Origin of the sequence: Pseudomonas sp. Sample_14, assembly GCF_004307515.1 — a bacterium.
Taxonomy (GTDB): Bacteria; Pseudomonadota; Gammaproteobacteria; order Pseudomonadales; family Pseudomonadaceae; genus Aquipseudomonas; species Aquipseudomonas atacamensis.
This window is the reverse complement of sequence record NZ_RCOC01000059.1, coordinates 84,489-99,968: the sequence shown is the minus strand read 5'-3', so window position 1 is coordinate 99,968 and position 15,480 is coordinate 84,489. Positions and strand designations below refer to the sequence as shown.

The window sequence follows — 15,480 nt, the reverse complement described above, 5'->3', positions numbered from 1 at the left end:
TGACCATCGACACCGGGCAGCCATTGGTACAGGTTTTGGGCACGCAATCGGCGGCATCGCCGTTGGGGTTTTTCGCCTGGTCGGGCGCGTCGTCGTGTGGCTCGTGGCGCTCAAGGCGCGCCATGTTTTGAGATTTGTCCCGCGCGAGTGGCGCCGGATTCGGCACGCTCAACACAACTTCATCGGCTTGGCGAATGTTCAGCGGAATCGATGGAGTCGGCTTCAGCTCCACCTCGCGGGCATGAAACATCAGCGGCTTCAGTGTGCTCGCGTGCTGCTTGAGCTCCGGCGTCGAAGTCAGCTCAGCCAGACGCAAGGCTGACGCGGCCAGCCATTCCCGCGCCCGTGGCGACTTGATCTTCGCCAGGACCTTGCTGCTCAAACGCAGCGATACGCCGGCACCCCCGGCGACGCGCATCAACAGGAAACTGATGAGCAACTCGGTGCGAACTTCGGCCACCACCTCGGCGAGGTATTGCGGCGGCAGCATCTTCAGCCAACTGGTGAACGCGGCCAGATGAATGAACAGCAACGGCTCGTCGCTGAGCATCAACAAAGCGTTGGCAATCGCCTCGCTGGAAGCCGCCAGCAGCGCCTCAAGTTCGACTTCGCTCAGGTATTCCAGGAGCTTCGCGCTGTGCTCCTGCAGATCGGCGAGCAGGGCGAACAGTTGTTGAATGTCATCCCAGACGCCATTCAAAGCTTTTTCCAGACCGCGCCAATCGGCCCGTTGCAACTGCCCGTAACGATCAAGAAAACCGGCGCTGGAAAACTCCGTCCATTGCGGTTGGAAGCCTGTCCATTCGCTGCGCAGCCAGCCTTCAAGACCGGCAATCACGCCTTCATATGAGGCATACAGGGCGCGGACATGGTCGGTAGAAACATCGGGAAAGAAGGTGACGCGATAGCGCTGGCCGCGCATGCAATCGGTCACCTCGAGAATCCCGCTCGGGCCGATGGTGTAGCGCAGTGGTTCGCCGAAGGTCAGCACACCGTCGACGTCGCTGAGCAGCGGTTCGAGGGTCACCGGGGTGTCGCCGATCGGCACGAAGCGCGCGGTTTCGAACAAATGCACCAGGGTCAGCGGCCCGTTGGCCGGGCACATGACTACCGATGAGCTGATGGGGGCGCGCGAGGTGATCGGCGCGCTCAGTTGTACGTCATTGCCAACCTTGAACACTTGCTCGATGTCCAGCGCGGTCCCGGTCCAGAACTGCTCGGCCCAGGCGTCGTAGTTGTTCAGGCACAGGCGGAACTCGTCGATCAGCGCTTCGAAATCGGGCTGCTGGGGATTCAGGGCGGCCACCACCAGCAGTCCGATGCTGTTGTTCAGGGCCAGGAGCCGATCGGGTTGAAACATTCGCAGTCGCTCGCGCATGTGAAAAAACGGGAGCGCGGACTTTGCGGGGGATCAAAAAGGAAAGAAGTCGGGGAAGTAGGCAGTGTCTGTAGGAGTTTTCGCTAAATGCGAAAAGGCGTCGATGGCATTGCCCGTTGCTCAATGTCCATCGGCCTCGCTATGCTGCTGAACCCATTAATCAGATCCGCGTTGCGGCACGTTGCCTGTCGCCCGGGATGTCTTTGTTAACGGATCCGATGATGAATGCACCGCTGACGACGTTCGGCCCGATCAAGGCCGTGATTTTCGATATGGACGGTTTGCTGCTCGACACCGAGGGCATTTACACCGAGGTCACCTCGCTGATTGCCGGGCGCTACGGGAAAACCTTCGACTGGAGCGTCAAACAAAACATCATTGGTCGCGGTGCCAATGACCTGGCCAAATACGTGGTGCAGGCGCTGGAGTTACCGATCACTCCGGAAGAATTTCTGCAGATCCGCGAGCCGCTGATGCGCGAGCGTTTCCCCAAGGCGCAGGCGATGCCGGGGGCCGAAGCGCTGGTGCGTCACCTCAAAGCGCACAACATCCCGATCGCGGTGGGCACCAGTTCGTCGCGCCAGTCGTTCGGGCAGAAAACCACCTTGCACCGTGAGTGGTTTGCGCTGTTCGATTTCATCGTCACGGCGGACGATCCGGAAGTCGGCGCGGCCAAACCGGCGCCGGATATTTTCCTCACCGCCGCCCGGCGTTTGGGCGTTGCGCCCAAGGATTGTCTGGTGTTCGAAGATTCGCCCTTCGGCGTCACCGCCGCGAAAGCAGCGGGCATGACCGCAATCGCTATTCCGGACGCGGCGATGGCCGATGAAAAATATGCCCACGCTGACGGCATTATTCGTTCGCTGGAAGATTTCACGCCCAGTGCATTTGGCTTGCCGACGCTGGAACTGGCTTGACCGTCCACACAAAAACGCCGCCCTTCCTATAAAGAAGGGCGGCGTTTTTTCTTGCCGGTCTGTCAGGCGCCGAAACCACCGTCGATGGTCAGGCTGGCACCGGTGATGTAACCGGCTTCCGGCCCGGCCAGGTAGGCGACGAAGCTGGCGATTTCATCGGCGGTGCCGTAACGACCGACGGCCATCAGCGGGATCAGGCTGTCGGCGAATTCGCCATGGGCCGGGTTCATGTCGGTGTCGACCGGGCCAGGTTGCACGTTGTTGATAGTGATGCCCCGTGGGCCAAGATCGCGGGCAAGGCCTTTGGTCAGGCCGACCAGTGCCGACTTGCTCATCGCGTACACGCCGCCACCGCCGAAGGGCATGCGGTCGGCGTTGGTGCTGCCGATGTTGATGATCCGCGAGCCTTCGCCCATGTGTTTCGCTGCTTCCTGCGAAGCAATGAACACGCTGCGCACGTTGATGGCCAAAGTCTGATCGAAATCTTCCAGTTTGAAATCTTCCAGCGGCGCGATGGCCAGTACGCCGGCGTTGTTGACCAGAATGTCCAGGCGCCCAAACGCTTCGACGGTGGCGCTGACGGCGTGGCGAATCGCGCCGGCATCGGCGCTGTCTGCCTTGATCGCCAAGGCTTTGCCGCCGTTGCCGGTGATGCTGTTCTGCAGTTCCTCGGCTTTGGCGGCGGAGCTGACGTAAGTGAACGCGACGGCGGCGCCTTCAGCGGCCAGACGTTTGACGATGGCCGCGCCGATGCCGCGCGAACCGCCTTGAATCAGAGCGACTTTGCCGCTGAGGTGTTGAGTGGTCATGTTCGATCTCCAAGTGTTCAAGGCGGAATGCCTTGGTGTTGGTGCCGAGTATCGGCGTGGCATCGACAACCGGGTAGACCATGAATGCTATAGTCTGTGTAAACCAGAAGTTTATAGTGGCGATCATGGAAACGTTCAGCAGTATCGAATGCTTTGTGCGCAGCGCCGAAGTCGGCAGCTTTGCCGAAGCCGCGCGACGCTTGAGCCTGACCCCGGCGGCGGTCGGCAAAAGCGTGGCGAAACTGGAGGCGCGGCTTGGCGTGCGGCTGTTCCAGCGCAGTACACGCAGCCTGACCCTGACCGAAGCGGGGCAGCTGTTTTTGAGTGAAGTCAGCGCCAGCCTGACCACCATCCAGAATGCCGTGGCCAATCTGGCCAGTGCCGGCGGGCAACCGGCCGGCACGCTGAAAGTCAGCATGGGCACGGTGTTCGGCCGTCTGTATATCGTGCCGCTGCTCGGTGAGTTTCTGCGGCGTTATCCGGCGATCAACCCGGACTGGCATTTCGATAATCGCCAAGTCGACCTGATCGGACAGGGCTTCGACGCGGCGATTGGCGGCGGCTTTGAACTGCCGCAAGGCGTGGTTGCGCGCAGGCTGACACCGGCGCATCGGGTGTTGGTGGCATCTGAGGACTATCTGCAAAAACATGCGCCGATCAGCCATCCCGATGACCTCAGGCAACACGACGGCATTCTGATTCGCTCACCGCAGACCGGGCGCGTGCGCTCCTGGCAACTGACTCACCGCGATCAGCAACACAGTCCGCTGACGTTGCGGGCGCGGATGACCATGAGTGATTCCGAGGCTGCCTGTGCAACGGCGATGCAAGGTTTGGGCATTGCGCTGGTGAGCATGCCGTTTGCGGTCGCGTATCTTCAGGCAGGGACGTTACAGCGGGTGCTGCCGGAATGGTTTGTCGATGACGGCAACATTTCGATCTATTACGCCGAGCACAAATTGTTGCCGGGCAAAACCCGGGCGTTTGTGGATTTCGTGATTGAACAGTTTGCTGAGCAGGGACTGGGGCGGCGGTTTAGTGCTATCTGAGCCAGGCACCAAACCGAGTTGCGGCTATCGCGGGCAAGCCCGCTCCCACAAGTTTTGAGTTGCTCACACATCTTGCAAAGAACACAAAACCCTGTGGGAGCGGGCTTGCCCGCGATGAACGATAACTCGGTCTATCGAGCAAAGCGCTGCGCCCAGCCAATAATGTTCTTCGGCCGTGGCGTCGCATAAGTGCGCACCTTCGACGTCGACAACTTCAAGCGCACCAGCGATTCGGCAATCGTCACCGCCGCTGTCACGCCATCCACCACCGGCACGCCGGTGCGCCGGCGGATCTGCTCGTCCAGTCCGGCCATGCCGCCGCAGCCCAGGCAAATCACCTCGGCCTTGTCCTGGGTCACCGCCAGTTCGGCCTGCTGCACAATCGCTTCCAGTGCGCGCTGCGGTTCATGTTCCAGCTCCAGAACCGCCAGACCACTGGCGCGCACCGAGGCACAGCGATCCCACAGGCCGGACAATTTCAGCCGATCCTCGATCAGCGGCACGGTGCGATCCAGTGTGGTCACCACCGAGTAGGCATGGCCGAGAAACATCGCGGTGCTGGCCGCCGCATCAGTGATATCTACCACTGGCACGTTGAGCAATTCCTGCAAGCCTTCGCGGCCATGTTCGCCGTAGCCGGCCTGGATCACCGCATCGAAGGGTTGGTCATAGGCCATCACTCGGTCCATCACGGCGATGGCGGCCAGGTAACTTTCGAAATTGCCTTCAATCGATTCGGCGCCGAAGTACGGGGTCAGGCCGACGATTTCGGTGCCGGGTGAAGCGACGGCCTGCGCCGAGCGGGCGATGGCGTCGGTGATGGATTCGGTGGTGTTGACGTTGACCACGAGAATACGCATGGAAAATCCTTATTGCGGGCAGTGGTGCGGCCCGAAAACCGGGCCGCGAAGGGATCAGTGGCTGACGTTATCCACAGCGATGCACTCGCCGCTGACTTCGGCGTAATGCGTCTGGCGTTTGGCGATGATCAGGTAAAGCATGCCGGCGATACCGGCACCGATGAGCCAGGAGAACGGCGAAACACTGTGGAAACCGGGTACCAGGGCCAGGACGATGGCGATCAGCGCTGCCGGAATAAACGCCGCCACCGCGCGGAAATTGATGCCACGGCTGTAGTAATAAGCGCCGTTGGGATCTTCGCTGTAGAGCTGCGGCACGTTGATGCGGCCTTTGCGGATCAGCCAGTAGTCGACCATGATCACCCCGTAGAGCGGGCCGAGCAGGGCGCCGAGGCCCGACAGGAAATACACGATCACCAGCGGGCTGTTGTAGAGGTTCCACGGCAGGATCAGCACGGCAATGGTCGCGCTGATCAACCCGGCGCGGCGGAAGGTCAGGTACTTCGGCGCCAGGTTGCTGAGGACGAACGCCGGGGCGACGAAGTTGGCCATGATGTTCACTGCGACGGTGACGATCAGAAAAGCCAGGCAGCCGAGCACCAGAAAGAATGTGTTGGGGATCGAGGCGATGATTTCGGTCGGGCTTTCGATGATTCGCCCGTTGATCTGAAACTGCGCGCCACACAGCAGCACAGTAATCGCAGCGAACACCAGAATGTTCACCGGCAAACCCCAGAAATTTCCCACCTTGATGGTTTTGCGGCACGGCGAAGAACGGGCGAAATCGCAGAAGTTGAGGATCAGCGTGCCGTAGATCGCCAGCCACAACGCGCCGCCGGCAAAGATGTTGCGCCACATCTCGCCACCGGTCAGCGGCTCGCGGATCGACCAGGCAATGGTCGCGTTGGCCTGGAAGTACATCCACCCGGCGAGCGCGGCTACGGTCAGCAGAATCACCGGCCCGGCAAATGCCTCGTAACGGCGCACCATCTCCATGCCGTAGGCAAGGATCGCCAGTTGCACCAGCCAGATGGCAACGAAGCACACCCAGCCCAGAGTCGACAGGCCGAGAATCGAGTTGTGATCGTATTCAGCGAAGCCCGGATGCACGGCAGTCAGCAAGACGCGGAATACCACTGAGGCGAGATACGTCTGAATACCGAACCAGGCGATGGCGATAACCGCCCTGATCAATGCAGGAATTTGCGCACCGTGAATGCCGAAACTGATCCGGCTGATCACCGGAAACGGCACCCCGGTTTTCTGCCCCATGTACCCGGACAGGTTCATGAAGAAGTACACCAGCGCCGCGCCGATCCCCAGCGACAGCAGAATCTGCCAGCCGCCCAGGCCCAACGCATACAGGCCGATGGCGAACGAGTAGTTGGCGATGTTGTGCACATCATTCGTCCACAGGGCGAAGATGCTGTACTGGCCCCAGCGCCGGCCTTCGGCTTTGGTCGGCGCCAGATCGCTGTTGTGCAGACGCGGGCTCAGTTGCAGCGGATCGCTCAGTCCGTCATCGGGCAACGGTTGATCGAGCGTGGAGGAGGGCAGATTCAGCGCGATGTTATTCGAAAGACTTGTACGCATTCCGGCAGGCTCCTGACGTTCACTCCCGCGATGACTGTGCATGAGCGCTCAGGCTCGACAAATCTTCGTCGCGGCGGTGAAAACATCACTGGTTACGGGGCATCTGCAGCCTGTACGGGATAGGGCGCTTCAGGCTTGCGGATCGAAAGTGTGCATGTTTTGCAGTTTTGTATACAAAACATGTATGCGATAAAGCCAGATTTGTGCCAGTTGCCAATCTATAAGCGGCAGGGCTCATTTCGAATAGTTATCAATGCGGCATAAGTGGCTGAAAAACAGGCGATATAAATTGATCGATTGGACAGGAATTTTTTTCAGGGGAGGGAGTTTGCAGAGGGGCAAGCAGGTGGGGATTCTGCTGGAGTGTGTAACTTTTCAGGGCGTCAGAACTGAAAGTGCACCCATAAATGGCACCGATGGTGACAACCTTGTGTACACCTTTTGTGTGCCTGGCACCTATCAATGTGGGAGCGAACCTGCTCGCGAATGCGGTGGATCAGGCAACTGAAACGTTGACTGGAACGGCGCTTTCGCGAGCAGGCTCGCTCCCACAGGGGAACTCATTTCAGCAAATGATCAAACCTTGCTCTTGCTGATGATATTCCCCGCGTGCAAGCCGCATTCTTTCTGCGTGGCTTCTTCCCACCACCAGCGGCCTTCGCGCTCGTGCTGGTTCGGCAGCACCGGGCGGGTGCAGGGTTCGCAGCCGATGCTGATGAAGCCGCGCTCGTGCAGGCTGTTGTACGGCAGCTCAAGCATGCGGATGTAACCCCAGATCTCCTCGCTGGTCATCTGCGCCAGCGGGTTGAACTTGTACAGGGTGCGTTCCGGTGTCGAGAAAGCTGTGTCGATTTCCAGCACCGCCACAGCGCTGCGGGTGCCCGGGCTCTGATCGCGGCGCTGGCCGGTGGCCCAGGCTTTAACGTCGGACAGCTTGCGCCGCAGCGGTTCGATCTTGCGGATGCCGCAGCATTCGCCGTGGCCGTCCTTGTAGAAACTGAACAGGCCTTTTTCCTTCACGAACGGTTCGAGTTTCGTGTAGTCCGGCGAGACAATTTCAATATCGATCTGGTAATGCTCGCGCACCTGCTCGATGAAACGGTAGGTCTCCGGGTGCAGGCGGCCGGTGTCGAGGCTGAACACTTTGACGTTCTTGTTCAGCTTCCACGCCATGTCCACCAGCACCACGTCCTCGGCGCCGCTGAAGGATATCCACAAGTCATCGCCGAACTCGGCGAAGGCGAGCTTGAGGATGTCCTGGGCGGATTTGTTGGCATAGGTCGTGGCGAGTTCCACGACGTCGAACGATGGGCTCATCAGGGCGGCTTCCTACAGGTCAATGGCGCTCGGGCGCTCTATAGGGGGCCGATGGTAACAAAAAGCTGCCGCGCCCGGGGCGTCCTCTGCGTTGCGCGCCTCGGGTGCAAACGCTAGAGTTCGGCCTCGCTTGACTCAAATAATCACTACAAACGGGAGTGTCTTGTGGAAATTGCTTGCCTGGATCTTGAAGGGGTACTGGTACCGGAAATCTGGATCGCCTTCGCCGAAAAAACCGGAATCGACTCCCTCAAGGCCACCACCCGGGACATTCCCGATTACGACGTATTGATGAAGCAGCGTTTGCGCATCCTCGATGAGCACGGCCTCAAACTCTCGGATATTCAGGAAGTCATCGCCACGCTGAAACCGCTGGACGGTGCGGTGGAGTTCGTCAACTGGCTGCGCGAGCGTTTCCAGGTGGTGATTCTCTCGGATACCTTTTATGAGTTTTCACAGCCACTGATGCGCCAGCTGGGCTTCCCGACTCTGCTTTGCCACCGCTTGATCACTGACGAAAGCGGTCGGGTGACTGGCTATCAACTGCGCCAGAAAGATCCCAAGCGTCAGTCGGTGCTGGCGTTCAAGAGCCTGTACTACCGGGTGATCGCGGCGGGTGATTCGTACAACGACACGACCATGCTCGGCGAGGCGGATGCGGGGATTCTGTTTCACGCGCCGGACAACGTGATTCGCGAGTTTCCGCAGTTCCCGGCGGTGCATACGTTTGAAGAGCTCAAGCAGGAATTTCTCAAGGCCTCTAATAGAGAGTTGAGTTTGTAGACGTCTGGAAGGGCGTCTTCGCGAGCAGGCTCGCTCCCACACGATGATCGTTCCCACGCTCTGCGTGGGAATGCCTCATCGGACGCTCCGCGTTCGGCTTCTGAAAGGGACGCCGAGCGTCCCGGGCTGCATTCCCACGCAGGAGCGTGGGAACGATCGGTGTGGGAGGCTGCTCGCGATGCTTCAGAGGTTCTGCAGGGTATCGAGCAGGATCCGCACTTTGGTCATCGACTCCTGATACTCCGCCTGCCAGTCCGAATCAGCGACGATCCCGCCGCCGCCCCAGCAGCACACCTGACCATCCTTGACCAGCAGACTGCGGATGGCGATGGAGCTGTCCATCTCGCCGCGCACGTCCAGATACAGCAACGAGCCGCAATACAGACCGCGCCGGGTCGGTTCCAGCTCGTCGATGATCTGCATCGCCCGAATCTTCGGTGCGCCGGTGATCGAGCCGCCGGGGAAACTGCCGGCGATCAGGTCCAGCGCATCACGATCCGTCGCCAGTTCACCGGTCACGCTGCTGACCAGGTGATGCACGTTCGGATAGCTCTCCAGACTGAACAACTCCGGCACCCGCACCGAGCCGATGCGGCAGGTGCGCCCGAGGTCGTTGCGCAGCAGGTCGACGATCATCAGGTTTTCCGCGCGATCCTTGGGGCTGGCCAGCAGTTCGGCGGCGTTGGCGGCGTCCTCGGCTGGGGTGACGCCACGGGGGCGGGTGCCCTTGATCGGACGGGTTTCGACTTGGCGCTGGCTGACTCTGACGAAACGTTCCGGTGACAGGCTCAGCACCGCGCCGCCGTCGGGCAGGCTCTGGAACCCGGAGAACGGCGTCGGGCAGGCCTGACGTAAAGCGCAGTAAGCCAGCCACGGATCGCCCTGGCATTCAGCACGAAAGCGTTGCGCGAAGTTGACCTGATAGCAGTCGCCAGCCTGGATGTAGTCCTGAATGCGTTCGAAGGCCTGACGGTAATCGTCGGCCGAGAGATCAGCGGCCATCGGGGCGTTCAGTTTGAAAGGCGCCAGCGCGTCAACTTGAGGCTGAGTGAACAGCGCGACCAATCGCTGCCGTTCACTGTCGACAAGCGATGGATGAAAGACCAATTGGCTGGTTTGCCCGTGGTGATCGCTGATCAGCGCCCAGTCGTACAGGCCAAAACGCGCATCGGGCAGTTGCAGGTCATCCAGCGCCTGACTCGGCAGGTTCTCCAGATGCCGGCCGAAGTCGTAGCTCAGATAGCCGATCAGCCCGCCGGCGAATGGTAATTCATACCCGGCAGGCAACTGAGCTTCGCCCAAGCGGCTGAGGTGGTCACGCAGGCGCTGGAGGAAATACGCGCCGCTCTCGTCCGGCAACACCGCCAGTTGTTCCAGCGGCCAGGCGCTGAGCAAGTCATAACGGCCGCGTTCAGCGCTCGGCCGGCCGCTGTCGAGCAGCACGGCGCCGGGTGCGTTGCGAATGGCCGCGAAATAGTCGGCCGGATTGGCGCGGTAGGGCAGTGGGTGTACGGAGCAGGTCAACATGGGCGGGGCAGATCGGCCGTTGAGGCGGGGTGGGGATTGTAGTCCTCTGCGCTGCCAGATCAAAGTCAAAAGCCTCCCCCTCACCCCAGCCCTCTCCCCCAAGGGGGCGAGGGGGAAAGGGAGCCGATCTTCATGCTTTTCAAGGCCGGAGTTCGACCGGGTATTTCAGGTCGGCGCAGCTCTCGCATCCACCACGGTCAGTCCCCTCTCCCTCCGGGAGAGGGCTAGGGTGAGGGGCTTTTCAGCTTTTAGCCCTCGACCGCAGGAATATGCCCAAACATCTCCTGAGTAAACGCCACCCGCTCTTCTACCGATTCCTTAACGCCCCGCGCCTTCAGCTCTTCCAGCCGCGCTTCAACCGCGTGAGTGCGCAAGGTCAGGCCGCAATCGTTGGCGATCTGAATGTTCAGCCCCGGCCGCGCATTCAGTTCGAGAATCAGCGGGCCTTTTTCCTGATCGAGCACCATGTCCACACCGATATAACCCAGCCCGCACAGCTCATAGCAGCCGGCGGCGAGTTTCATGAAACCGTCCCAATAGGGCAGTTGCACGCCATCCACCGCGTTGGTGGTGTCGGGGTGTTTGGTGATGATGTTGTTCAGCCAGGTGCCGCGCAGGGTCAAACCGGTGGCCAGATCCACACCAACGCCAATGGCGCCCTGGTGCAGGTTGGCCTTGCCGCCGGACTGGCGGGTCGGCAGACGCAACATCGCCATCACCGGGTAACCCATCAGCACGATGATGCGGATGTCCGGCACGCCTTCGTAGCTGATGCTCTTGAAGATCTGGTCCGGGGTCACACGGTATTCGATCAGTGCGCGGTCGCGGTGGCCGCCCAGCGAGTACAGGCCGGTGAGGATGCTGGAGATGTGATGTTCGAGCTCTTCGTGGGCGAGGATCTTGCCCGACACCGTGCGATAACGGCCTTCGAAGCGGTCGGCGATGACGATGATGCCGTCGCCACCCGCGCCCTGCGCCGGTTTGATCACGAAGTCGCTGCGCCCGCCGATGATCTCGTCGAGCTTGTCGATTTCCTTCTCGGTGGAGATCACCCCGTACAGCTCCGGCACGTGAATGCCGGCGGCGATGGCGCGTTCCTTGGTGAGGATCTTGTCATCGACGATCGGGTACAGGCTGCGCTTGTTGTACTTGAGCACGTAGTCCGCGTTTCGGCGGTTGATGCCCATGATGCCGCGCGCCTCGAGGGCCTTCCAGGTCTTCCAGAAACCGAACATCAGGCGTCAGCCTTCTTCAGGAAGGCCTTGAAACGCACCAGTTCGGTCAGGCGGTAGCCGCGATAGCGACCCATCGCCAGCATGAAACCGACCAGAATCAGCAGGATCGCCGGGAAGGTAAACACGAAGTACACCAGCTCCGGCACGGTCATGATCAGGTGCGCCAGGGAGGCGGCGAACAGCGTGCCGATGGCGACTTTCAGCGCATGGTTGGCGCCGCGTTCTTCCCAGGTAATCGACAGACGCTCGATGGTCATGGTCAGAATCACCATCGGGAACAGCGCCACCGACAAGCCACGCTCAAGCCCCAGTTTGTGGCTGAACAGACTGATCGCCGCAATCAACACCACCACGAACGTCAGCACCACCGACAGGCGCGGCAGCATTTGCAGCTTCAGATGTTCGAGATACGAGCGCAGCGACAGGCCCAGCGCGGTGATCACCGTGAACAGCAGAATGCCGAAGCCCAGTTGCGTTTCGCGGAAGGCGAGGGCGATCAGCACCGGGGTGAATGTGCCCAGGGTCTGCAGGCCGACGAGGTTGCGCAGGATCAGGATCACCAGCACGCCGATCGGGATCATCACCATGATCATGAAGGTCTGCTGGGTCTGCAGCGGCAAGCCGTACAGCGAGTAATCGAGGAAATTGGCGTCAGTGTTTTCGTCGGTCAGCTTGGCCAGACGAATCGCGTTCATCTCGCTGTTGTTCAGGCTGAAGGTCACGTTGGCTTTCTTGCCGCCGTCGACGGTGATCAGGTTTTCATCGCCGGTCCACCACAGCAGGCGGTCGGTCGGCAGGCCTTGCTCACCGGTTTCCGGATTGAAGTACAGCCAGTCGTTGCCGTTGAAGCTGCGCAGCCACAGTTCGGGTGTTTGTGGCTGATCGGCGACGAGGCGGATGGTGTGGACTTTTTCTACCGGAACGTGGGCAATCGACAGCAGCAGTTCGACGATCTTGGCTTTGTGCGAAGTCGACGGATCGCCGGCCAGCAGCAATTTGACGTTGTCGTCGTTGACGTTGTTGACGCGCTTGATCGCCTCGCCAATGAAGGTTTCGACGTCGGCCGAATGTTGGCGGATCGGCGCGAGCAGGGCTTCGGCGGCGATTTTTTCCGGGCCTTCGATGACCATGCTGTCACGGAAGGTCGGGCCTTTGACCTTGGATTTTTCCGCGGTGTAGCGCTTGGTCAGCACCAGACGGTAATACAAGGTCTGGTTGCCCTTGGCGCGACGGGCCGACCAGGTCACCTTGCGGTTGCCGTCGATGCGGTTGACCGCGACGCCGTAGTTATTGGAGATGAAGCTTTCGTTGAGGCTCACGTAATCGCGGCTCAACGGCGGCACGAACATCTGGATCTTCACCGGATCCTTGGTGCTGGCGACGAACTCGACCTTGGCGTCGATGTTCCACAGGTCGTCGGTGGCGTCTTCGGTCACCGGGATGCCGAGCACGAAAATCTGATAGGCCGTAACCGAAACGCCCAGCAGCACCAGCACGGCGATCAGGATTTTCAGGTGGAAGGTTAGAGAACGCATGGAAATTACTCGGCGGTGTGAGCGGCGATGGTGCAGGCAGGTTTGCCGGCAGCGTATTTAAGACTGGGGTCGACCAGCGCGTCGAAGCGTTTCAGCGCCTCGGAGCCGATCAAAAGCGGGTATTGGAACGCACTTCGGTCGGTGAGGTTCACTTCGATGCTGCGCAATGCCGAACCCATGCAGATATCCAGCTCGATAACCGGACGGGCGGTGTACTGCTTGCCTTCTTCCGGATCGTAGTCGCCGGCGCGGCGCTTGATCTTGCTGACCCGCGCCAGCGGCCGTTCGATGGGGTGCGAATGCGCGGTGTCGATGGCCAGGTAGAAACGTACCCAGGATTCACCGTTGCGTTTGAAGCGTTTGATGTCGCGGGCACTCAGCGAGGCGGTTTTCGCCCCGGTATCGAGTTTGGCCGCAACTTCGAGATTGATGCCGTCAAGCGAAGCGTATTCGTTGAGGCCGTACACGGTTTTTTCCCCCGCGGCGGCGAGGCCGGGCAGGCAAAACAGAGCAAAAAAGGTGGGGAAAGGCTTGAGTCTCATAAATCCTGGTGCGCAGCGTTCCGTTATCGGTTCAGGTGCCCGCGCAACCGTGCGCAAGCCCCCGCGTGTGCCTGGCAGCTTTTTATGGCAAGCCGTACTAAAGACCCGCAAATGCGGGCGGCATTCTAGCACGGTGGTTTTATGGCGCCAGCGCTTGCGCCGACCCATGAGCTGCAAGGGATGCCACTCTTGTGGGAGCGAGCCTGCTCGCGAAAGCGCTGTGTCATTCGATGTAGAAGCCGGCTGATGTGCCGCCTTCGCGAGCAAGCTCGCTCCAACATTAATAGATGATCGATTGGCTGCGGTTATTAGACGATTGTCGACAATACCTATTTATCCTTTGACTGATGCGGTCTTATTGGCTAGTTTTTGCCGCATTGGATTTAAAGGTGTCGACAATCATGCTGGATCAACTCGATCCCCCGGTCATCAGCGGCGACGATTCCGAGACGCTGTCGGAAAACGTCTTCCGGCGCATTCAGGCGGCTATCGTCAAAGGCGAAATCGCCCCGGGCAGCAAGATCTCCGAACCGGAGCTGGCGCGCACCTATGGCATCAGTCGGGGTCCGCTGCGTGAGGCGATCCATCGTCTGGAAGGCCAGCGCTTGCTGGTGCGCGTGCCGCACGTCGGTGCGCGGGTGGTCTCGCTCAGCCATGCCGAATTGATCGAACTCTACGAAATCCGTGAATCCCTCGAAGGCATGGCCTGCCGCCTCGCTGCCGAGCGCATGAGCGTCGAGGAGATCGACGAACTGCGCCGGGTGCTGGAAACCCACGAGCGCGATGCGGCGTTTCAGGCCGGCGTCGGTTACTACCAGCAGGAAGGCGACTTCGACTTTCATTACCGGATCATCCAGGGTAGCGGCAATCGCACGCTGACGCAGATGCTCTGCGGCGAGCTGTATCAACTGGTGCGCATGTACCGCATCCAGTTTTCCACCACGCCGAACCGCCCGCACCAGGCCTTCGCCGAACACCACCGCATTCTCGATGCCATCGCCGACCGTGACGGCGAGCTCGCGGAATTGTTGATGCGCCGCCACATCGGCGCCTCGAAACGCAACATCGCCCGTCACTACGAGGACGGCGCCCACAACAAGACAGCCACTGAACGAGGTGATGCATGACTTCCAACCTGAACACGCCGGGCCAGCGCTTCCGCGATGCGGTCGCCAGCGAGCATCCTTTGCAAGTGGTCGGCGCGATCAACGCCAACCACGCGCTGCTGGCCAAGCGCGCCGGTTTCAAGGCGATCTACCTGTCCGGCGGCGGCGTGGCCGCAGGCTCGCTGGGCGTGCCGGACCTGGGCATCACCGGGCTGGACGACGTGCTGACCGACGTGCGGCGGATCACCGATGTCTGCGACCTGCCGCTACTGGTGGATGTTGACACCGGTTTTGGCTCGTCGGCCTTCAACGTCGCGCGCACGGTCAAGTCGATGATCAAGTTCGGCGCGGCGGCGATTCACATCGAGGACCAGGTTGGCGCCAAGCGCTGCGGCCATCGCCCCAATAAAGAAATCGTCAGCCAGCAGGAAATGGTCGATCGCATCAAAGCCGCCGTCGATGCCCGTACCGATGACAGCTTCGTGATCATGGCGCGTACCGACGCACTGGCAGTGGAAGGTCTGGAATCGGCACTTGATCGCGCGGCAGCGTGCATCGAGGCGGGCGCCGACATGATCTTCCCGGAAGCGATTACCGAACTGGACATGTACAAGCTGTTTGCCAACCGTGTGAAAGCACCGATCCTGGCCAACATCACCGAGTTCGGCGCAACGCCGCTGTACACCACCGAACAACTGGCCGGCGCTGACGTCTCGCTGGTGCTTTACCCGCTGTCGGCGTTCCGCGCGATGAACAAGGCAGCGGAAAACGTCTACACCGCGATCCGCCGCGATGGCACGCAACAGAATGTCATCGACACCATGCAGAC

13 protein-coding genes and 1 pseudogene are annotated in these 15,480 nt (G+C 60.5%); 5 read left to right on the top strand and 9 right to left on the bottom strand.

All coding sequences use genetic code 11. The features are described 5' to 3' along the window. Positions 1–1,360 (bottom strand): annotated as a pseudogene (locus tag D8U61_RS13850) (type IV secretion protein Rhs); the annotation flags it as partial. 239 nt (positions 1,361–1,599) lie between these two features. Between D8U61_RS13850 and D8U61_RS13845 the strand changes: the two are divergent. Then, a complete protein-coding gene (locus D8U61_RS13845; protein WP_130927120.1) occupies positions 1,600–2,295 on the top strand; it encodes an HAD-IA family hydrolase in 696 nt (231 codons plus the stop codon). 62 nt (positions 2,296–2,357) lie between these two features. Here the strand turns inward: D8U61_RS13845 and D8U61_RS13840 are convergent, their stop codons facing one another. Next, on the bottom strand, positions 2,358–3,104 hold the full coding sequence (locus D8U61_RS13840) for a 3-oxoacyl-ACP reductase family protein (RefSeq protein ID WP_016773811.1): 747 nt from the start codon (positions 3,102–3,104) through the stop codon (positions 2,358–2,360). A gap of 125 nt (positions 3,105–3,229) precedes the next feature. Here D8U61_RS13840 and D8U61_RS13835 point away from each other — a divergent pair, with 125 nt between their 5' ends. Further along, entirely contained in the window at positions 3,230–4,153 is a 924-nt protein-coding gene (locus D8U61_RS13835; RefSeq protein WP_130927119.1) for a LysR family transcriptional regulator, read from the top strand. 131 nt (positions 4,154–4,284) lie between these two features. On the opposite strand, the gene D8U61_RS13830 is transcribed toward D8U61_RS13835, so the two are convergent. The 3 genes from D8U61_RS13830 to D8U61_RS13815 all read right to left on the bottom strand — a co-directional run bounded on the left by D8U61_RS13830 (position 4,285) and on the right by D8U61_RS13815 (position 7,923). After that, positions 4,285–5,013: an aspartate/glutamate racemase family protein gene (locus D8U61_RS13830; RefSeq protein ID WP_042608464.1), complete on the bottom strand. Its 729-nt coding sequence runs from the start codon at positions 5,011–5,013 to the stop codon at positions 4,285–4,287. A 54-nt stretch (positions 5,014–5,067) separates the two neighbouring features. Beyond that, entirely contained in the window at positions 5,068–6,606 is a 1,539-nt protein-coding gene (locus D8U61_RS13825; RefSeq protein ID WP_130927118.1) for an NCS1 family nucleobase:cation symporter-1, read from the bottom strand. 576 nt (positions 6,607–7,182) lie between these two features. Continuing rightward, positions 7,183–7,923, bottom strand: a complete 741-nt coding sequence (locus D8U61_RS13815) for a phosphoadenylyl-sulfate reductase (protein WP_122611940.1) — start codon at positions 7,921–7,923, stop codon at positions 7,183–7,185. 165 nt (positions 7,924–8,088) lie between these two features. On the opposite strand from D8U61_RS13815, the gene thrH reads away from it, so the two are divergent. Beyond that, the gene (gene thrH, locus D8U61_RS13810; protein ID WP_016773816.1) at positions 8,089–8,706 is read left to right on the top strand and encodes a bifunctional phosphoserine phosphatase/homoserine phosphotransferase ThrH; all 618 of its coding nucleotides are present in this window, start codon (positions 8,089–8,091) and stop codon (positions 8,704–8,706) included. A 183-nt stretch (positions 8,707–8,889) separates the two neighbouring features. On the opposite strand, the gene pabB is transcribed toward thrH, so the two are convergent. The 4 genes from pabB to D8U61_RS13790 all read right to left on the bottom strand — a co-directional run bounded on the left by pabB (position 8,890) and on the right by D8U61_RS13790 (position 13,545). Beyond that, positions 8,890–10,233 (bottom strand): aminodeoxychorismate synthase component I, encoded by a 1,344-nt coding sequence (pabB, locus tag D8U61_RS13805; protein ID WP_130901657.1) that lies wholly within the window; start codon positions 10,231–10,233, stop codon positions 8,890–8,892. A 248-nt stretch (positions 10,234–10,481) separates the two neighbouring features. Next, complete coding sequence (locus tag D8U61_RS13800) at positions 10,482–11,468, bottom strand: alpha-L-glutamate ligase-like protein (protein ID WP_016773817.1); 987 nt, start codon at positions 11,466–11,468, stop codon at positions 10,482–10,484. Further along, entirely contained in the window at positions 11,468–13,003 is a 1,536-nt protein-coding gene (locus tag D8U61_RS13795) for an inactive transglutaminase family protein (protein WP_024012295.1), read from the bottom strand. Before D8U61_RS13795 ends, D8U61_RS13800 begins: the two co-directional genes overlap by 1 nt. A gap of 5 nt (positions 13,004–13,008) precedes the next feature. Next, positions 13,009–13,545: an ATP-dependent zinc protease gene (locus D8U61_RS13790; protein WP_041479149.1), complete on the bottom strand. Its 537-nt coding sequence runs from the start codon at positions 13,543–13,545 to the stop codon at positions 13,009–13,011. A 404-nt stretch (positions 13,546–13,949) separates the two neighbouring features. Between D8U61_RS13790 and D8U61_RS13785 the strand changes: the two genes are divergently transcribed. Beyond that, positions 13,950–14,672, top strand: a complete 723-nt coding sequence (locus D8U61_RS13785; RefSeq protein ID WP_177180867.1) for a GntR family transcriptional regulator — start codon at positions 13,950–13,952, stop codon at positions 14,670–14,672. Beyond that, the coding region (gene prpB, locus D8U61_RS13780) for a methylisocitrate lyase (protein WP_130927121.1) at positions 14,669–15,480 on the top strand (812 nt) is incomplete at its 3' end. The genes D8U61_RS13785 and prpB, both read left to right, overlap by 4 nt.